Annotated in this window: 14 protein-coding genes; 10 read left to right on the forward strand and 4 right to left on the reverse strand. The window is 60.4% G+C overall.

The genetic code is table 11. The annotated features are described in order from the left end of the window. Positions 1 to 578 precede the first annotated feature (578 nt). The 10 genes from dapB to NQ559_RS15960 all read left to right on the forward strand — a co-directional run bounded on the left by dapB (position 579) and on the right by NQ559_RS15960 (position 12,944). Positions 579 to 1,334, forward strand: a complete 756-nt coding sequence (gene dapB / locus NQ559_RS15915) for a 4-hydroxy-tetrahydrodipicolinate reductase (protein ID WP_018695809.1) — start codon at positions 579 to 581, stop codon at positions 1,332 to 1,334. Positions 1,335 to 1,348: 14 nt separating this feature from the next. Continuing rightward, a complete protein-coding gene (gene lepB / locus NQ559_RS15920; RefSeq protein ID WP_018695808.1) occupies positions 1,349 to 2,701 on the forward strand; it encodes a signal peptidase I in 1,353 nt (450 codons plus the stop codon). A 3-nt stretch (positions 2,702 to 2,704) separates the two neighbouring features. After that, positions 2,705 to 3,310 (forward strand): IMPACT family protein, encoded by a 606-nt coding sequence (locus tag NQ559_RS15925; RefSeq protein ID WP_018695807.1) that lies wholly within the window; start codon positions 2,705 to 2,707, stop codon positions 3,308 to 3,310. Beyond that, positions 3,311 to 6,100 (forward strand): excinuclease ABC subunit UvrA, encoded by a 2,790-nt coding sequence (gene uvrA / locus NQ559_RS15930; protein ID WP_018695806.1) that lies wholly within the window; start codon positions 3,311 to 3,313, stop codon positions 6,098 to 6,100. A gap of 47 nt (positions 6,101 to 6,147) precedes the next feature. Continuing rightward, entirely contained in the window at positions 6,148 to 7,362 is a 1,215-nt protein-coding gene (locus NQ559_RS15935; protein WP_018695805.1) for a M16 family metallopeptidase, read from the forward strand. 4 nt (positions 7,363 to 7,366) lie between these two features. After that, entirely contained in the window at positions 7,367 to 7,963 is a 597-nt protein-coding gene (locus NQ559_RS15940; RefSeq protein WP_018695804.1) for a type 1 glutamine amidotransferase family protein, read from the forward strand. Beyond that, a complete protein-coding gene (locus NQ559_RS15945) occupies positions 7,963 to 8,610 on the forward strand; it encodes an O-methyltransferase (protein WP_018695803.1) in 648 nt (215 codons plus the stop codon). Before NQ559_RS15940 ends, NQ559_RS15945 begins: the two co-directional genes overlap by 1 nt. 83 nt (positions 8,611 to 8,693) lie before the next feature. After that, positions 8,694 to 10,661 carry a DUF3858 domain-containing protein gene (locus NQ559_RS15950; protein ID WP_026318353.1) on the forward strand — a complete coding sequence of 656 codons (1,968 nt, stop codon included), beginning with the start codon at positions 8,694 to 8,696 and terminating at the stop codon, positions 10,659 to 10,661. After that, positions 10,658 to 12,535, forward strand: coding sequence for a transglutaminase-like domain-containing protein (locus NQ559_RS15955; protein WP_018695801.1), 1,878 nt, complete (start codon positions 10,658 to 10,660; stop codon positions 12,533 to 12,535). Before NQ559_RS15950 ends, NQ559_RS15955 begins: the two co-directional genes overlap by 4 nt. Positions 12,536 to 12,623: 88 nt before the next feature. Further along, positions 12,624 to 12,944 carry a nucleotide pyrophosphohydrolase gene (locus NQ559_RS15960; RefSeq protein WP_018695800.1) on the forward strand — a complete coding sequence of 107 codons (321 nt, stop codon included), beginning with the start codon at positions 12,624 to 12,626 and terminating at the stop codon, positions 12,942 to 12,944. Positions 12,945 to 13,826: 882 nt separating this feature from the next. Here NQ559_RS15960 and NQ559_RS15965 read toward each other — a convergent pair. The 4 genes from NQ559_RS15965 to NQ559_RS15980 all read right to left on the reverse strand — a co-directional run bounded on the left by NQ559_RS15965 (position 13,827) and on the right by NQ559_RS15980 (position 19,407). Continuing rightward, complete coding sequence (locus NQ559_RS15965; protein ID WP_018697199.1) at positions 13,827 to 16,064, reverse strand: M56 family metallopeptidase; 2,238 nt, start codon at positions 16,062 to 16,064, stop codon at positions 13,827 to 13,829. Continuing rightward, the gene (locus NQ559_RS15970) at positions 16,064 to 16,447 is read right to left on the reverse strand and encodes a BlaI/MecI/CopY family transcriptional regulator (protein WP_018697198.1); all 384 of its coding nucleotides are present in this window, start codon (positions 16,445 to 16,447) and stop codon (positions 16,064 to 16,066) included. Before NQ559_RS15970 ends, NQ559_RS15965 begins: the two co-directional genes overlap by 1 nt. 147 nt (positions 16,448 to 16,594) lie before the next feature. Further along, positions 16,595 to 17,506, reverse strand: a complete 912-nt coding sequence (locus NQ559_RS15975) for a hypothetical protein (protein ID WP_018697197.1) — start codon at positions 17,504 to 17,506, stop codon at positions 16,595 to 16,597. A gap of 158 nt (positions 17,507 to 17,664) precedes the next feature. Further along, positions 17,665 to 19,407 (reverse strand): phospho-sugar mutase, encoded by a 1,743-nt coding sequence (locus NQ559_RS15980; RefSeq protein ID WP_018697196.1) that lies wholly within the window; start codon positions 19,405 to 19,407, stop codon positions 17,665 to 17,667. Between the last annotated feature and the right edge of the window lie 226 nt (positions 19,408 to 19,633).

A 19,633-nucleotide genomic window follows, 5' to 3' on the forward strand; every position in this document is an offset into this window, starting at 1 on the left:
AGAGGAGGGGACGAGAAGGGACGAGAAGGGACGAGAAGGGACGAGAAGGGACGAGAAGGGACGGGGAAGGGACGGGGAAGGGCGGGGGCGAGGAGGGCGGATGCCAAGAAAGGGAATACCGGGGCAGGGCAGATACAGAAGAGGGTAGTCTGTCATGAGTAGGGTGGATACCGGGCGGATGTCCGGGAAAAGGCCGGGGCGGGAAACGATGCAGGGGAGGGCAGCAGGTAATCCGATGGCCGCGATGGGGCGAGAGAGGAGCGGCGTGCCGAAGGGAACGGACATGGCGGAGGAGGGCAGCGACTCGGCGTGCCGAGGAAACAGGGCATGGCGGAGGAGAACAGGAGGAGAGGACGGGGCGGAGGTATGCCGTACGGGCGCCGATTTCCCCGGAAAATAAACCGCACGGCCACAACCGCCAAATAAATTTGGCAGTCGGCGCAGCTTGTATTATCTTTGCCTCACAATAAATTCCCGCCCGGACAGGCAGCCCCGGCAGCGTGCAGGCAAAGTCTGCACCTGCGCCCGGCTCCGCAGCCCCCGTACGGGATTTGCACGACTTTATAATCCGGAAAAATATGAAAGCAGCTATCATAGGTTACGGCAAGATGGGGCACGAGATCGAGAAGATACTCCTCGAACGCGGCCACAGCGTAGCGCTCGTGATCGACACGGACAATGCGGCCGACCTGAACGCCGCCAACCTCGCACAGGCAGACGTGGCGCTGGAATTCACCATGCCCACGACCGCCTACGGCAATATCCGCACCTGCATCGAGAACGCCATCCCCGTGGTGAGCGGCACGACGGGCTGGACGGATCGTCTGCCGGAGCTCCAGGAGCTGTGCCGCGAAAAGGGCGGGGCGCTGTTCTACGCCTCGAACTACTGCCTGGGCGTAAACCTGATGTTCCGCCTCAACCGCTATCTGGCGGAGATGATCGGCCGCGTGGGCGGCTACGGCGTACGCATCGCGGAGATACACCATACCCAGAAGAAGGATGCGCCGAGCGGTACGGCCATCACGCTGGCCGAGGGCGTCATCGCCGGCCTGCCCGCCAAAACGGAGTGGGTGAACTATGCCCCGGGGATCGAACACGCCGCGAACCGCATCGGGAGCCCGGCCGAAGCGACGCCCCGCCAGGTGGTGATCGACTCCGTACGCGAGGGCATGGTACCGGGCATACACACCGTGACCTACGAGTCGGAAGACGATATTCTCGAGCTCAAACATACGATTAAGAACCGCCGCACGTTAGCAATAGGGGCCGTAATAGCCGCCGAGTTCCTTTGCGGCAAACAGGGCGTCTACTCGATGGACGACCTGCTGAAATAAGATAAGATTAGGACATGGGAAAGATCAAGGCATTCTTCCGTAACAAATGGGTCGGCTTCACGCTCGCCTCGCTGCTCTACACGCTGTGGTTCGTCGTATGGACGGGCAACCTCTGGCTGCTGCTGGGGCTGGTGGTGATCTTCGACCTCTACATTTCGAAGTTCTTCTACCGCTACGTGTGGTGCCACAACGTACGCCTCTGCCAGCGGAGCAAAACCTACAAGACCGTCTACGAATGGGTCAACGCCATCATCTTCGCCACGGTGGTGGCGTCGCTGGTGCACATCTTCATCTTCCAGATGTACGTCATCCCCACCTCGTCGATGGAAAAGTCGCTGCTGATCGGCGACTACCTCTACGTGAGCAAGGTGACCTACGGCCCGCAGATGCCCAACACGCCGCTGTCGTTCCCGTTCGTACACCACACGATGCCCTTCTCGCAGACGAAAAAATCGTTTTCCGAGGCGGTCAAGTGGCCCTACCACCGGCTCAAGGGATTGCGCAGGATCAAACGCAACGACGTGGTGGTCTTCAATTTCCCGGCGGGCGACACCGTACTGCTCGAAAACCAGGCGGTAACCTACTACGACGTGCTGCGCGGCTACGAAGAGTCGTTCGGCAAGGAGGAGGGACGCAAGCGCCTCGCGGAAAAGTACACCATCGTCAGCCGCCCGGTGGACAAGCGCGAGAATTACATCAAGCGCTGCGTCGCCATCGCGGGCGATTCGCTCGAAGTGCGCGACGGGCAGGTGTGGGTCAACGGATCGCCGCAGGAGCCGTTCCCCGGCATCCAGTACCAGTATGTCGTACAGGTCACTTCGCCCCTGACGCAATATGCCCTCGACAACCTCGGCATCACCGAATACACGGGCAACGGCTCAATGTACTACATGTTCCTCACGGACGAGGCGGCCGAAAAGGTCAGGGCGCTCGGCAACGTGCTCTCCGTGCGCCGTTATATCTACACGCCCAACACGGACGTTTTCCCGCAGTGGGCGGAACCGCGCTGGAGCCAGGACAACTACGGGCCGATCTGGATTCCGCAGAAGGGCGCCACGGTGCAGCTCACGGCCGAAAACCTGCCCCTGTACCGCCGCATCATCGAAACCTACGAAGGGCATGAGCTCGAAGAACGCGACGGGCGCATCTACATCGACGGCGCCGAGGCCGGCAGTTACACGTTCGGCATGGATTACTACTGGATGATGGGCGACAACCGCCACAACTCGGCCGACTCGCGCTTCTGGGGCTTCGTGCCCGAAGACCACATCGTCGGCAAGGCTTCGTTCGTATGGCTGTCGCTCGACGCGAACAAGTCGTTCCCGTCGAATATCCGCTGGGAGCGCCTCTTCAAGAAAGTACGCTAAAGGGTGGAAGCAGGGGACAGCTATCTGACGATCGCGGCGCCCGCCGAGGCGGCATCGAGGGAGCGGAGCAGCAAATTCCTCGCCTATGCCTATCCCGTGCAGGACGAGGGACAGATACGCGAAATACTCGACGCCCTGCGCAAGAGATACTACGACGCCACACACCATTGCTATGCGTGGAGGCTCGGGCCCGGGGGTGAGCATTTCCGCGCCAATGACGACGGGGAGCCTTCGGGGACGGCCGGGCGGCCGATCCTCGGACAGTTGCTCGCGAACTCGCTGACGGACTGCCTGGTGGTGGTCGTCCGCTATTTCGGCGGCACGAAACTGGGCGTCCCGGGGCTGATCGCAGCCTACCGGGAGTCGGCGGCCGCGGCGATCGGGGCCGCCCGGATCGTGGAGCGCACCGTCGACCGCACCGTCCGCGTGGATTTCCCCTACATCGTCCTGAACAACATCATGCGCGTCGTGAAGGAGCAGCAGCCGAAAATCGTATCGCAGGAGTTCGACAACCTGTGCACGATGGTCTTCGCCATCCGCGAAAGCCGTGCGGCGGAACTGATTGAAAAACTGAAAAAAGCCGGGGGCTCCGTCCCCGAAGAGCAATAAATGGCACACGAAAAATCCATCTATATCAAAGGTGCGCGGGTGCACAACCTCAAGAATATCGAGGTGGAGATCCCGCACGAAAAGCTGGTCGTCGTCACGGGCCTGTCGGGCTCGGGAAAATCGACGCTGGCCTTCGACACGATCTTCGCCGAAGGGCAGCGCCGCTATGTCGAGAGCCTCTCGGCCTATGCGCGCCAGTTCCTCGGGAAGATCAGCAAGCCCGACGTGGACATCATCACGGGCATCGCGCCGGCCATCGCCATCGAACAGAAGGTCAACACGCGCAATCCCCGTTCGACGGTGGGTACCACGACCGAAATATACGACTACCTGAAGCTGCTCTACGCCCGCATCGGGCACACCTTTTCGCCCGTGTCGGGGCAGGAGGTGCGCTGTTACAGCGTGGACGACGTGGCGGCCTACATCCAGCAGCAGGGCGAGGGCGGCCGCGTCGTGATCGCGGCGCCGCTCACGCTGGGCAGGGGGCAGGGGATCATCGAGAAACTCACGCTGCTGCTCTCCGACGGCCTGATGCGCGTCTGGACGAAGGGCGAAACGCGGCTCATCGAGGATATCCTGCCCCAGGTCGACGAAAAGACCCGGGCGGAGGAGATCCTCGTGGTCATAGACCGGGCACGCATCGCCGCGGACGACGATACGCAGACCCGCATGCGGGACTCCGTAGCCCGGGCGTTCTCCTACGGCGAGGGGATCTGCACGGTCATCACCGACAAGGGCGCCACGGAGTTCTCGTCGCGCTTCGAGGCCGACGGCATCCAGTTCGAGCACCCCTCGGAACACCTTTTCAGCTTCAACAACCCGCTGGGGGCATGTCCCCGGTGCGAGGGGTACGGCAAGGTGATCGGCATCGACGAAGACCTGGTGATCCCCGACAAGAGCAAGACCATCTACGAGGACGCCGTGGCCTGCTGGCGCGGCGAGACGATGCGCAAGTGGAAGGAGCAGCTGGTGGAGAACGCCTACAAGTTCGATTTTCCGATCCATACGCCGTTCCATGAACTGACGCAGGAGCAGAAACGCCTGTTGTGGCGCGGCAACGAATATTTCCACGGACTGGACGACTTTTTCGCCTACATCGACTCGGAACGCCGCAAGATTCAGTTCCGCGTGATGAAAGCCCGCTATACGGGCAAGACCACCTGCCCCGAATGCGGCGGCAGCCGCCTGCGCAGGGAGGCGCTCTACGTGAAGGTGGGCGGCAAGACCGTCGCCGACCTGGTGGTGATGCCGGTCGACGAACTGATCGCGTTCTTCGCCGGGCTGGAACTGGACGGGCACGACACGAAGACCGCGGCGCGAATCCTCGTGGAAATCCGCAACCGCCTGCAATACCTGGCCGACGTGGGGCTGGGCTACCTGACGCTCGACCGCCTTTCGTCGACCCTATCGGGCGGCGAAAGCCAGCGCATCAACCTCTCGACGTCGCTGGGCAGCAACCTCACGGGGTCGCTCTACATCCTCGACGAGCCTTCGATCGGCCTGCACCCGCGCGACACGAACCGCCTGATCAAGGTCTTGCAGCAATTGCGCGACCTGGGCAACACGGTGATCGTCGTGGAGCACGAGGAGGAGGTGATCCGCGCCGCCGACTACATCGTCGACATCGGCCCCAAGGCGGGCTACAACGGCGGCGAGGTGGTCTTCAGCGGCACGCTGCCCCAACTGCTCAAAAGCAGGAAGAGCCTCACGGCCGACTACCTGACCGGGCGCCGCGCGATAGCGCCCCCCGCCACCGAACGCGGCTGGAGCAACTCGATCCTCATCGAAGGGGCGCGTGAGAACAACCTGCGCAACATCGACGTGCGGATTCCGCTGGGCGTCATGACCTGCATCACGGGCGTGAGCGGCAGCGGCAAGTCGTCGCTGGCCAAGGGCATCCTTTACCCGGCGCTGCGGCGCCTGCTCTTCGACACGGGCGTCAAGCCCGGCGACTTCGACGGCATCGGCGGCGACGTGCAGCTGCTCAGGTCGGTCGAGATGATCGACCAGAACCCGATCGGCAAGTCGTCGCGGTCGAACCCCGTGACCTATATCAAGGCCTATGACGAGATCCGCAAGCTGTTCGCCGACCAGCCCTACGCCCAGCATACGGGACTGGGGGCGTCGTCCTTCTCGTTCAACATCGCGGGAGGCCGCTGCGAAGAGTGCCAGGGCGAGGGGGTCATCAAGGTCTCGATGCAGTTCATGGCCGACGTCGAACTGGTGTGCGAGGCCTGCGGCGGCAAGCGTTTCCGCGACGAGATACTCGAAGTGAAATACCGCGGCAAGTCGATCTACGACGTGCTGGAGATGACCGTCGACGACGCCATTGCGTTTTTCGGCGAGGACAGAAAGGACTCGACCTGCAAACGCATCGTCGAACGGCTCAAACCGTTGCAGGACGTGGGGCTGGGTTACATCAAGCTCGGGCAGTCGTCGTCGACCCTTTCGGGCGGCGAGAGCCAGCGCGTGAAGCTGGCATCGTTCCTGACCAAGGACAGCGCCCAGGGCGGCGTGATGTTCATCTTCGACGAGCCGACGACGGGGCTGCATTTCCACGACATCAACAAGCTGCTGGCGGCATTCAACGCCCTGATCGAACGGGGGCATACGATCGTCATCGTGGAGCACAACATGGACGTCATCAAATGCGCTGACTGGGTCGTCGACCTCGGGCCCGAGGCCGGTACGGGCGGCGGCAGGGTCGTATTCGAGGGCACGCCCCGCAACCTGGAGCAATGCCCGGCGAGTTACACGGGAAAATACCTCCGCCTGCGTACGAAATTATAACGAACACCGCCCCTGTAAAGGCGGAAATTCCCCGACAAGCAACAACAATGGAATTCTTCACATACCGACTCCCCAACGGCATCAGGGGCATCCACCGCCAGGTGAAAAGCAACGTGGCGCACTGTGCGCTGGTCATCAACGCCGGCAGCCGCGACGAGCATCCCGACCAGTACGGGCTGGCGCATCTGACCGAACATGCGTTTTTCAAAGGCACGCAGCGCCGCCGTGCCTGGCAGGTCAACTGCCGGCTGGAAAACCTCGGCGGCGAGCTCAACGCCTTCACCACCAAGGAGGACACGACCATACACGCCACGACGCTGCGCGGCGACTTCCCCAGGGCGGCCGAACTGATCGCCGACGTAGCCTTCCGCTCGACCTTCCCCGAGCGGGAACTGGAACGCGAAAAGGAGGTGATCGCGGACGAGATAAACACCTACAAGGATTCGCCTGCCGACCTGATCTACGATACGTTCGAGGACATGCTCTTCGCAGGGTCGGAGCTGGGGCACAACATCCTGGGGCGCAAGAATGCGCTCGCACGCTACGACGGGGAGGCGATACGCGCCTTCACGGGCCGCACGCACACCACCGACCAGATGGTTTTCTCGTCGATCGGGAACTTCTCGGCCAAAACCGCCGAAGCCGTCGCGGCACGTTATTTCGCCGGGCAGGCGGCTTCGGCACGCGGCTTCGGCAGGGTAGCCCCGGCACCCTGCGCGGCCTTCGAAAAGACGGTCGTGAAGCACACGCACCAGACGCACTGCATCATCGGCAACCGCGCCTACGGCATCGGCGAGGAAAAGCGGCTGCCGCTGGCACTGCTGATTAACATCCTCGGCGGGCCGTGCGCCAACTCGCTGCTCAACGTCGTGGTGCGCGAGAAGAACGGACTGTCGTACAACATCGAAGCCAGCTACACGCCGTACAGCGACTCGGGCATCGTGGCGATCTACTTCAGCTCCGAAAACGGCAATACGGCGCAGTGCATCGACCTGATCGAAGGGGAACTGCACAGGCTGCGCACGACGCCGCTCACCGCACGCCAGCTGTCGATGGCGAAAAAACAGTTCATCGCACAGCTGGCCATATCGAGCGAGAGCAACGAAGGGTACATGCTGGGGGCCGGAAAAAGTTTCCTGACGCACGACGACGTGGATACCATGGAACAGGTCTACGCCAAAGTGCGCGCACTGACCGCCGCACAGCTCACCGAGGTCGCCGAAGAGGTTTTCTCCGGCATGTCGAGACTCATCTATAAATAGAGATATGGAAAAGGAGATCGTATTCGTCCTGCTCGACGATTTCGCAGACTGGGAGGCGGCATTCCTCGCCCCGGCGCTGCGGGCGGGCACGATGCCGGGACGCCCGGCATCCTACGGCGTGAAATACATGACCCCCGACGGCCGTCCCGTCCGGTCGATCGGCGGGTTGCGGGCCGCGGCCGACTGCGACGCCTCGGCGCTGCCCGAAGCGTGCGCAGGGCTGATCCTCGTCGGGGGTATGCAGTGGCAGTCGGAGGCGGCGCAACGGATCGTGCCGCTCGTGGGCGAGGCGCTGGCACGCGGGATCGTCGTCGGCGCCATCTGCAATGCCGTGTCGTTCATGGCCGCACACGGCTTCCTGAACGGTGTCCGGCACACGGGCAACACCCTCGGAATGCTGCAAAAGTGGGGCGGGGCGAACTACACGGGCGAGGAGCTCTACGAGGAGCGCCAGGCCGTGCGCGACGGCAACGTCGTAACGGCCAACGGCACCGGACAACTGGAATTCACCCGCGAGTGCCTGCTCGCCCTCTCGGCCGACACCCCCGAGGCCATCGAAGCGTCGTACAAGTTCAACAAGGAGGGATTTTGCGGCAGATAATGGACGCGCTCGAACAATACATCCACGACCACACCTCGCCCGAAGAGGAGTTGCTGCACGAGCTCGACCGTGAGACCAACCTGCGGGTCGTACAGCCCCGCATGTTGTCGGGCCATATACAGGGGCGCCTGCTGGAGATGCTCGTGCGGATGCTCCGGCCGCGGCGCATCCTCGAGATCGGCACCTTCACGGGGTATTCGGCGCTCTCGATGGCCGCAGGGCTCGAAGAGGGCGGGGAACTGCACACCATCGAGGTGGAGGACGAGCTGGAAGAACTGGCTCAATCCTTTTTCGACCGCAGCCCGCACGGCGCGAAGATCCGGCTGCACATCGGTTCGGCACTCGACATCGCCCCGGCGCTGGGCATGGAATTCGACCTGGTATTCATCGACGGGGATAAACGCGAATATCCGGACTACTACCGGATGCTGATGGGGGACGGCGGCACCGCCCCCCTAGTTCACAGCGGCTCGGTGCTGGTCGCGGACAACATCCTCTGGTCGGGCAAGGTCGTGCAGCCCATAGCCCGCAGCGACCGCCACACGCAGGCCGTGGTGGAGTTCAACCGCATGGTCTCCGAAGACCCGCGGGTCGAAAACGTGATCATCCCCCTGCGCGACGGGCTGAACCTGATACGGGTAAAATAAGCCGGGAAATAGAAATTTCGGGCGTAAATGTGTTCAAAGTAGGAATTTTTTTCTTAACTTGACATAACTAAAAACGCCCCACCATGAAAAAACCCTCCCTGTTGTCGCTCATAGCGGCATTTGCGTGCGTCGCTCTGTACGCCCAAACCCCCGATTACCGGTTCGGAAAAGTTTCGGCCGAAGAACTCCGCATGACGAGCTACGACAAAGACCCCGATGCCGCCGCCGTCTACCTCTACGAGGAGAACAGCCTCTTCTACCAGATCGACAGGGAAATCGGCCTCACGAGCGATTACCGAGCCCGTATCAAGATCCTCAAATCCGACGGGACGGATCAGGCCAATGTGAGCATCCCCTACACGGACGAATATTCCGTCAGGGAGAGCGTGTTCGGAATAGATGCCGTTGCCTACAACCTGGTCGACGGCAAGATCGTGAAGACCCCGCTCAAAAAACAGTACATCTTCACCGAGCAGGTCGGCGAGAACCACAAACTCGTCAAATTCTCGATCCCCGAAGTGCGCGAAGGCACCGTCATCGAGTACAAATTCCGCAAGACGTCGAAGAATCCCACCTACATCCCGTCGTTCCGCTTCCAGCACGACATACCCGTAGCCCGCTGCCACATGCAGGCCCTGATCCCCGAATTCTTCAAGTTCAACCTCAACCTCAAAGGCTATGTCAAGGTCAATATCGAAGACGGGAGCACGAACGGTTCGGTCGGCAGCGGTTCGGACATGATCTCATTCAACGTCCGCGAAATCAAGGCCGATGCCACGGACATCCCGGCGCTCAAACGCGAGGCGTACGTCTGGTGCCTGAACGATTTTCGGTCGATGCTCGAATTCGAGCTGTCGCAGATCGCCTTCCCGGGCATCCCCATACGCAGTTACACCTCCACATGGGAGAACGTGAACGATATGCTGAAGAAAAGTTCGTTCGACACCCATTGCCGCATCGGCAACCCGTTCAAGGACGAGGTCGCCGCGATAAAGGCCGGGGAAGGCAGCCCCGGGGAGAAAATCCACGCGGTGCTGCGCCTCGTACAGTCCAAAATGAAATGGAACGAAAAGTACCGCCTCTTCTCGCAGGGGCCGCGGGCCGCAGCAGGTAAGGGCACCGGGTCGAGCGCGGACATCAACTTCGTGCTGATGGCCGCCCTGAAGGACGCCGGGTTCCAGGTCACCCCCATCCTGCTCAGCCCCCGCCATATGGGGCGCATCCCCTATACGCATCCTACGATCGACGGCATCAACGCCTTCGTAGTGCGCGTGTCGCTCGACGAAGGGAAATTCGCCTACGTCGACGGTACGAACCCCAACTCGGACATCGACCTGCTGCCCACCGAACTGCTCGTCGACCGCGCGCGGGTCTACGGGGTCAACGGCGACAACGGCTGGTGCGACCTCACGGGAATCGCCAAGAACGCCTCGGTCATCAACATGATCCTCAAGCTCGACACCGAAGGCACGGTCAGCGGCGAATTCATCGAACAGCATATCAACCAACCGGCACTCCAGGCCAATACGGCCTATACCGAGGCAAAATCGAAGGAGGAGTACGTCGAAAGCCTGGAGAAGGAACACGGCATCCAGATCGAAGAACTGCACCTCGAAGGAACGGGCACGAAAAAACTCGTCCGGAAATACAGGATTTCCAGCCAGCCTTCGGGCACGGACGAATTCCTGTACGTGAACGCGACGATCATCCCCTTCATGTCGACGAACAGGCTCAATGCGCAGTCCCGCACGCTGCCCATCGAGTTCTCGCACCCGATGGTCTATTCGATCCGCTGCTCGCTGGAGCTGCCGGAAGGGTATACGGTCGAAGAAATGCCCCAAAACATCAATATATTCGCCTATGAAAAGGGCGCAAACTGCAAATACATCGCCCAGGCCGTAGGCAAATTCATACAGTTCAACTTCCAGTACTCCATGGAACGGATCATCTACCTGCCGTCGGAATTCGACAACCTCAACTCTTTCTTCGGCATGGTCGCAGACCTGAGCAACAGCCAGTTCGTAATCCGCAAAAACACCCCGCAGTCATGATGCGCAGCATGTTTGCCGCCCTGCTGGGCGTGGCCTGCGCCTGTATGGCACGGGCACAAGTGCCCGGCATCCCGGATTCGCTGCTGAAAAACAGCGACGCCGTGGCCCGGCTCATGTCCGTGGATTTCGTCTACAACACCCCGACCTCGGCCTCGGCCAAATTCGTCGAAGAGACTACCATACTGAACAATACGGCCACCGACAAGGGCTCCTTCACCTGTTATGTCAGCCCGACGAGCAGCCTGAAAAACTTTTCGGGGACGCTCTGCGACGCACAGGGGCGCACGCTGCGCAAGTTCAAGCGCTCAGACCTGAAATACACCGAATTTTCGGGCGGGAGCCTCGCCTCGGACATTGCGACCTACTACCTGGAGGTCTACGCCCCGTCGTACCCCTACACGGTACGTTACGAATATGAAATGGCCTACAAGAACGGGCTCTTCAACTTCCCGACATTCATCCCGGTGGGTTCGAAGGGCACGGCCCTCGAAAAGGGAGTCTACACGGTCTCCGTCCCCGCCGGGATGCAGTTCCGCTACAAAGGCCTCCACATCGGCGCCCCCGCGAAGGAGTCTGCCGACGGCCGCGACATCTATCGCTGGGTGCTGAAGAACGTACCGGCCATAAAACCGGAACCCGCGTCGCCCCCGATCCTGGATCTCGTGCCGTTGGTATTCGCCGTACCCGAGGAGTTCGAATATGAAAAGACACGGGGCAGCATGCGCGACTGGGCATCGTACGGTGCATGGCAATGCGGACTGTTGGAAGGACGCGCCCGGCTCCCGGAAGCGCTTCGGGCCGAGGTGCACCGCCGCACGGACGGCCTGGCGACCGACCGCGAGAAAATCCGCGCCCTGTACGATTACTTGGGAGAATCGACCCGTTACGTCAGCATCCAGCTGGGCATCGGCGGCCAGCAGCCGGCAACGGCCGAAGAGGTTTTCAAGACTAAATTCGGCGACTGCAAAGCCCTCTCCAACTACATGCACGCCATGCTCGGAGAGTGCGGTATCGAATCGGATTATGCCATCATCCACACCAGCCGCCGGAGGATGTCGCCCGATTTCGCATCGCCCGACCAGGCCGACCATGCCATCCTGCGCGTACCCCTCGCACGGGATACGCTATGGCTCGAATGTACGAACACCGAGGTGCCGTTCGGCTACATACACCGGAAAATCGCCGGGCACGACGCAATCGTCTTCCGCAACGGCACGGGCGAATTGGTCACGCTGCCGCAGTATGCCGACTCGCTGAACAGGATGGTACAGGAGGTCGAAATCACGATCTCGGAGGATGGGTCGGCCGAGGGACACATCACCGAACGGTACGAGGCGGGACAGTATGAACAGTTGATGGAATTCCCGAAAATGGATGAGCGGAAACGCACCGATTACCTGCTCGGCGAGCTGAAAATCCCGATGGTGAAGGTGACCGGGATCACCTGCGACGAACGCAAGGAAGCGCTGCCGTCGATCGAGGTAGGCTACGCGATCGGGTCGCCCAAATATTTCAACATCACGGGTAACCGCTGCTTCGTGCCCCAGACGCCGTTCACGAACCTGCCGCAGTACCGCGACAAGGAGCGGCACCACGACATTTACCTCGGGATGGGCTATTCGGACATCACCACCGTCAGGATCCGGGTACCCGAAAACATGCAGGTCGAAGCCCACCCCAAACCATGCAGCGTCACGGAGCCGTTCGGCAGCTACTCGCTGAAAGTCGAAGTCGAAAAGGGGCTGATAACCATCGAACAGCGCACACGCATACACGCCGGAACCTATCCCCGCGGAATGTTCGGCCAATACCGCGATTTCGTGACGGGACGTGCCAAGGCATTCAACGCCAACATCGTGCTGAAAAAACAGTAGCAAGAAATACGGGTTTGTTTCTGTTTCCCGCTCCGCCGCATATCGGGGAGCGGGATTTTTTCGTACCTTTCGGGAAAAATCAGCAACGATGGAACTGAGCGAATTGCAGCAACGGGTAGACGCATGGATCAGGCAGTACGGCGTGCGCTACTTCAGCGAGTTGACGAATATGGCCGTGCTCACCGAAGAGGTGGGGGAGCTGGCACGCATCATGGCACGCAAATACGGCGACCAGTCGTTCAAGGAAGGGGAGAAATGCAACCTCGCCGACGAAATGGCCGATGTACTATGGGTACTGGTATGCCTTGCGAACCAGACGGGTATAGACCTCACGGCAGCAGTGGAAGCGAATTTCGCCAAGAAAACCTCGCGCGACAAAGAGCGGCACCTGCACAATCCGAAGCTCTGATCCCGAAAAGCCGCCTGCCCCCGCAAACAGCCGAAGGGGTCGCTCCAAAATATCTGCCACAAAAAATAGGACGATTCGACTCCGGAGAATAGCCCCCGGCGAGCAGCACCCGGCGAGCCGCACCGAACCCTTCACGGAAAACCACCGCAACGGGTCGCCCCGAAATGTCAGCCACAAAAAATAGGACGATTCGACTCCGGAGAATAGCCCCCGGCGAGCCGCACCGAACCCTTCGCGGGAAACCGCCGCAACGGGTCGCCCCGAAGTGTCAGCCACAAAAAATAGGACGATTCGACCCCGGAGAATAGCCCCCGGCGAGCCGCACCGAACTCTTCACGGGAAACCGCCGCAACGGGTCGTCCCGAAGTGTCAGCCACAAAAAATAGGACGATCCGACCCCGGAGAACCAATCCCGGGTGACGGTTCCGGAGAACCGACCTGAAAACTGCCCGCCCCGTCAGGGGCCGTTCCGAAACCACAACTGCACCGCACCGCGGCACAAAACACCCCGCACAGGGCCAAGGCCTCCGTACGGGGTGTCCGCTTATGGTAAATCGGTAAACCGGCTGTTGTCAGCCGTGCGCCGGCGGGCGTCGGCCTGGGCGGAGACCAGAAAGCGGTTTGACGGCAGTCTGAGGCGGCGATCCGGTATAACGGAGACCGGGAAGCGGTCTGACGGCGGGCGAGCGTCGGCATCGGGTGGCAAACCTGAGTATCGGAGGCCGGGCAGCCAGCGGGCGTCGGCCTGGGGTGGCGATCCGGAATAACGGAGGACGGAAAGCGGTCTGCCGGCGGTCTGAGGCGGCGATCCGGGGTACCGGATACCGGACACCGGCCAACTGCCAACTGCCAACTGCCAACGGGCGTCGGCAGGGTGTTCGACTATCGGGAAACGTGGGGTTCGGCTTCGGAAATCTTCAGCGGGACGGCCCGCATGACCACCTGGCGCTGGGCATCGGAAAGCTCTCCGTAAGGCTTCCCGAACTGCCGCTGCGCCAAGTGGGTACGGATATCGTCGAATGCCTGCGCAATGCGGTTCTGAACATCGAGATAACTGTCGAACGGGGTGTCGCTCGCCGTCTGCAACGATACGATCCCCTGGCTCACGGGGTATTCCATCTTCCCGCCGCCCGGTAGGTCGAATTCCGTCACCACCTTCTCGGCCAGCCCGGGGTCGTCGGACACATTGCGTACAAACGCCCCGACGCGCGCCGTGAGCTCACGGGGGTCGATGAGCTCCAATACGTCAGCCGTCCCGACCATCATCTTCCCGTTCCCGTTTAGCAGCACCAGAAAAACATTGCGCTCCTTGACCCGGATCTCAGACCGTACCGTAGAGCTATCTTCCGCCGTGGCACTGCCGGGCACGACCGCCAGCACGTCGGCAACCACATTTACGCCCGGGGAAGAGGCGGAGCGGGGCGGCAGCATGCGCATAACCATGCGCTCATCGGTTCCGTTATACATGACCCGCAGGATATTGGCAGCACGCAAGGCTTGTTTTATGTCGGTCACAACGTCCATCTTCGCCTCTTTCCCTGCTATAATCCAGGCTCCGACATCGGCGGGCGAACGCTCGCCGCGCCAAGCCACGAGCTTCGGCTCCAGCTCGGCAACGGATACGGGGCCTCCGTTCAGCAGGATATTGCCGTCGGGCAATACCTGTATCAGGGCGGTATTCAGCGATGTTTCCATAACATTTTCCATCTCGCGGCTCCAGCCGAGGCCGGAATCGCCGGCCAGGAAACGATACCATTTACCGAAGGAAAGCATGGAAGCATTGCTGAAACCGGCATCGAAGCACTCGAAGTTCCGGCCGGCAGGGTTCACGACCAGGCTGTCGCAGCGTATTTCCGTAAGCACATCTTTCAAGGCCGGGTCGGGCGTTTCATCCCGGAAGCGGGCTTGTACGTTACCGGCGAATATCATTGTCCGGACATCCGACGGATAGGCCCTGTCAGAGCGGAGCACCTCCAGTTGCCCCGCGGCACCGAAGGTCACGGTCTTGCCGACGAGGGCAGCAGGGCTGCCGGATGCGTCGGACGTCAGGAGCACCTGCATGTCCGCACGGTCGGACTCGGGAAGTTTGGCGCGTTCGGCCGCGACATAGCCCGCCAGTCGGTCGATGGATACGGGACGCCCGTTGAACGTCACCGTCCCGTCGGCGGAGATATGGATACGGGAGGCAGTGCCCGGCTCGGAAGATCCGGAGGTTTTGGTCGTAAAGCTGCAAAGCATCATCATCCCGGCCACCACGGGGATGGCCGCACCGAAGCGCACGAATGCGAACCGGCGCCTTGTGAATTGTGTCATCATGGCAAATCGTTTTTTTGTGAGTGAATGATTCAACCCGCAGGCTATATCCGGATTATAACCGAAGAGTTGACGGAAAATGATCGTCCTGTATTCCGTGAGGCCGTACCCCGCATCGAGCACGTCGCGGTCGGCCTCCCACTCCTGCACCTCCGAAAGCCAGCGCCCGGCGATCCAGACAAAGGGATTGAACCAGAAGAGGCTGCGCACCAGTTCGAGCGCGATGCGTTCGGCGGAGTGGCGGTGGCGCACATGGCTCGCCTCGTGGCAGACCACGATCTCGCGGCGGCGGCCTTCGTAACCCTCGCCCAGAAATACCGTCCGCAGAAACGAAAAGGGCGTCCCGACGCGAGGATTCTCCGCCACGGCATATGCGCCGCAATCGGTGATCCGCGAACGGCGGCGCAGACGCCTGATCCCGAGGATGCGCACGGCGAAGATCGCAAGCGACACCGCGACGGTCAGCAGGTACAATGCGGCCACGGCGATGCGTGCCACGCGTCCCCAGTCGGTGGCAGGGGCCGTTGTGCGCACAACGGCGGCCGGCTGGCCCGCCTCCGCGACGAAAGGTTCTTCGGCAGGCGGGACGGCCTGTGAGGCAACCAGCGGCAGCGGATCGGCCTCCGTACGGGCGGGGTAGAGGGGGATATCGAGCGCGGGGATCGCCGCCGAAAGCAGCACGGCCGCCACGAGGTAACGGCGACAGGCCGCGAAGGAGACTTTGCGGACGAGCAGCAGCCGGTAGAATGCCAGCAGCATACCGCTGCAAAAGAACACTTCGAGCAGGTACAGGGCGGGGGATTTCATCACTTGCGGTTTTTGAGCATGTCCAGAATGGCGTCGGTCTCCTCCAGCGAAATGGCCTTGTGTTCGGAGAAGAACGACACCAGCCGGCTGACGGAACCGCCGAAAAAATTATTCAGCACGGTGTCCATATAGCGGCGCGCATAGTCGTCCTTCGAGACGACGGGGTAGTATTCATGGGTCTTGCCATAGGCCTTGTGTGCGACGAAGCCCTTTTTTTCGAGAATGCGGACGATGGTCGAAACGGTATTGTAGGCGGGTTTGGGTTCGTCCATCTCGTCGAGGATGCCGTGTACGACGGCGGCGCCCCTGTTCCACAATACCTGCATGATCTCCAGTTCGGCACGGGTCAGTTCCTGCGGTCGGTTCTTTACTATTCCTGTCATAACTACACTTTTAGTTGATTTACCTGCAACGAAGATAAAACTAATATTTTAGTTATACAACTATTTTTTTAATTATTTTGCCGGAAAATAAAAAAACTGCCCGCAATGCAATGCGGACAGGGTATCGGGCGAAGGGCAGCCCCGGGGCTATTCAGCCAACTCGACGCAGATCGCACCGTATTTACCCGCCAGCCCGTAGATTTGCACGGCCTCGACGGGCAGCATGTAGAAATAGCGCATGGGCACTGCGGCATCCACCGAAAAAGCGCCGGTATGGCAGATTTTCAGCCACGCCCCGATCGTCGAGGGCCGGCCGCAGAAGACCACCAGGGGTATCCGGTCGGGGTATACATCCCCGATGACAACCCCCTGGTCGGTATCGTACCGTGCCATTGTCCCGCGGTCGGTATGGACTTCGAGCGTGCGCAGGAACAGCCCGTCGATAAACTGGAAGACGCTGCCCGGGACACGTACGCCGTCGAGCACATAGACGGCTTTAGGGGACAATCGGCGCCACAGCTCCTCGGGCACCTTGAACATGGACACATCGCCGCCGCTGCGGCGTACCGAATCGTACTCGTCCCGCAAGGTATAGGTCGCAATGTGCTTCGGCACCGTGCGCCATGTACGCGCGGCTTCGTCATAAACAGCGTTTGACCAGGTATATCCCGCGACATTGCCCAGCAGGTGCGGACGGGCGCCCTTTTTCCGGTCGCGCTCGATAAAAAATTTCAGCAGCCGCACCTTTTCACGCCGGGTGGAGTCGGAAAGTTTCATGCGGCGATCCCGGATCTTGACCTTGCGGACGTTCCACAAGGTCACGGCGTCGTAAGCCACGGCCTCCGAAGTGCGTTTGCGGTTGAGTTTATAGGCAAAGGGGCGGCCTGCGGCGGCAAAACCGGCCGTAACGGCGGGGGAGGGCTCATCGGCAAGCTCCTCGCGCTGCGCCTGGTCGAAGCGCAGCTCCGCCTCGTGCTTCTGCGGCTCCTGCGCCGACACGCCATGTACGGCCATCGCAGCGCCCAACAGGGCGACCAGCCGGATAAACAGGTTTTTCATGCTACTGTCTCTTTATGCTACTAAAATTTTAGTAAAAATAAAACTAAAAATTTAGAAATACAAATTTTCGGGGCAAATAACGGCCTGAGATTAGTTGGAAACGGCCATGAAAAAGCCCCGGCAAAATTGCCGGGGCCTTATGCAGCAGGGTAGCGCGGCTACTCCAGCTTGAGGTCTTTCTTGATGCCTTCGATCTTGGCGTCGAGCTCGGCCTGCACCCGGTCGAAATCGGCAACCGACGCCAGGGGAGCCTTCACACCGAAATAGAACTTGATCTTAGGCTCCGTGCCCGACGGACGCACCGACACGGCCGTGCCGTCCTCGGTGAACCACTGGAGCACGTTGCTGCGATCCTGCACGATGGGGGTCATGGCGCCGCTCTTCACGTCGGTCGTTTCGAGCGTAAGAAAATCGTTGATCTTCACGACGGGCGATCCCAGGATCGTCTTGGGCGGGTTCGCGCGGAATTCGACCATCATCTTCTGGATCAGTTCGGCCCCCTCCTTGCCCTTGCGGACGACCGACACGAGTCCCTCGCGGTAGAAACCGTATTTCACGTAAAGCTCCTGCAGCCACTCGTAGAGCGTCAGACCCATCGTATCCATGGCCCATGCGGCGGCTTCGGCAGCCAGCGAGCAGGCCGACACGGCATCCTTGTCACGCACGTAATCGCCGGCAAGGTAGCCGAACGACTCTTCGCCGCCGCCGATATACTTGGCCTTGCCCTCGTTCTCACGGATGATCTTGGCGATATACTTGAATCCCGTGAGACAGTCGTAGCATTTCACCTTGAAATGGTCGGCCACGGCATTGGCCATCTGCGAGGTGACGATGGTCTTCACGACGTACTGGTTCCCGTCCAGCTCGCCGCGCTCGGCCCAGCGGGTCAGTTGGTAGCTCATCAGCAGCACCAACGTCTGGTTGCCGTTCAGCAGCACGTACTCGCCCTTCTTGTTGCGCAGCGCGACGCCGATACGGTCGGAGTCGGGGTCGGTAGCCAGGACGAGGTCGGCCCCCTCCCTGGCCGCGAGGTCGATGGCCATCGACATGGTCTTGCGCTCCTCGGGGTTGGGCGACTCGACGGTGGGGAAGTTCCCGTCGATGACGGCCTGCTCCTTCACCATGATGATGTTCGTGAAGCCGAATTTACGCAACGACGCGGGCACCAGGCGGACGCCTGCGCCGTGCATCGGGGAGTAGACGATCTTCATGTCGCGGTGCTTCTTCACGCTTTCGGGCGAGAGCGACAATTCGTGCACCTTATTTAAATAGATCTCGTCGAATTTCTCGTCGAGGATCGTGATGTTTTCGGGATTCTTACCCGTGAGTATCATGTCCACGTCGGTGATCTTCTCCACCTCGGCGATGATATTCTTGTCGTGCGGCTCGGTGACCTGCGCGCCGTCCGTCCAGTAGGCCTTGTAACCGTTGTACTCTTTGGGGTTGTGCGAGGCGGTCACGACCACGCCCGAATGGCATTTCAGCTCGCGGATGGCGAAGCTCAGTTCGGGCGTCGGGCGCAGCGAATCGAACAGGAAAACGGTGAATCCGTTCGAGGCGAAAATATCGGCCACATGCTCGGCGAACATGCGTGAATTATTGCGGCTGTCGTGGCCGATCGCAACCCGGATCTGCTCGCCCGCGAAGTTCTTCTTGAGATAGTTCGAAAGCCCCTGTGTAGCAGCCCCCACCGTGTAGACGTTCATGCGGTTGGTACCCACGCCCATGATGCCGCGCAAGCCGCCCGTACCGAATTCGAGGTCTTTGTAGAAACTCTCGGTGAGTTCTTTCATATCATTATCAATCAGGTATTTAACCTGCTTCTTGGTAGCTTCGTCGTAGTGGCCGTCAAGCCATGCCTGCGCTTTTTTCAGCACCAATTGTTCCAGTTCGTTAGCCATAAGTTTATTGGTTTTATTTATAATTTGATTATAGGACTGCCTAAAAAATTGATATGCAAATATACGAAATTTATTTCTATTATTCAATATCAGGGAGTTAAAATTGGATGTCCGGAAACCGTTGTTTTTCTATATATAAAAAAAGTGAAAATACAACACCTTTTCGGAAATCTTTTTGCAAAATTATTCACAACTTTGTCACATCAAAAACAGTGCAACCCTTATC

The organism is Alistipes onderdonkii (genome assembly GCF_025145285.1).
In the GTDB taxonomy this organism is placed as follows: Bacteria; Bacteroidota; Bacteroidia; order Bacteroidales; family Rikenellaceae; genus Alistipes; species Alistipes onderdonkii.

Coding starts and splice junctions, on each gene's coding strand:
- uvrA (WP_018695806.1), top strand. CDS start 3,311: ATGGCACACGAAAAATCCATCTATATCAAAGGTGCGCGGGTGCACAAC.
- dapB (WP_018695809.1), top strand. CDS start 579: ATGAAAGCAGCTATCATAGGTTACGGCAAGATGGGGCACGAGATCGAG.
- NQ559_RS15940 (WP_018695804.1), top strand. CDS start 7,367: ATGGAAAAGGAGATCGTATTCGTCCTGCTCGACGATTTCGCAGACTGG.
- NQ559_RS15950 (WP_026318353.1), top strand. CDS start 8,694: ATGAAAAAACCCTCCCTGTTGTCGCTCATAGCGGCATTTGCGTGCGTC.
- NQ559_RS15980 (WP_018697196.1), bottom strand. CDS start 19,407: ATGGCTAACGAACTGGAACAATTGGTGCTGAAAAAAGCGCAGGCATGG.
- NQ559_RS15965 (WP_018697199.1), bottom strand. CDS start 16,064: ATGAAATCCCCCGCCCTGTACCTGCTCGAAGTGTTCTTTTGCAGCGGT.
- NQ559_RS15975 (WP_018697197.1), bottom strand. CDS start 17,506: ATGAAAAACCTGTTTATCCGGCTGGTCGCCCTGTTGGGCGCTGCGATG.
- NQ559_RS15935 (WP_018695805.1), top strand. CDS start 6,148: ATGGAATTCTTCACATACCGACTCCCCAACGGCATCAGGGGCATCCAC.
- NQ559_RS15960 (WP_018695800.1), top strand. CDS start 12,624: ATGGAACTGAGCGAATTGCAGCAACGGGTAGACGCATGGATCAGGCAG.
- lepB (WP_018695808.1), top strand. CDS start 1,349: ATGGGAAAGATCAAGGCATTCTTCCGTAACAAATGGGTCGGCTTCACG.
- NQ559_RS15955 (WP_018695801.1), top strand. CDS start 10,658: ATGATGCGCAGCATGTTTGCCGCCCTGCTGGGCGTGGCCTGCGCCTGT.
- NQ559_RS15970 (WP_018697198.1), bottom strand. CDS start 16,447: ATGACAGGAATAGTAAAGAACCGACCGCAGGAACTGACCCGTGCCGAA.
- NQ559_RS15945 (WP_018695803.1), top strand. CDS start 7,963: ATGGACGCGCTCGAACAATACATCCACGACCACACCTCGCCCGAAGAG.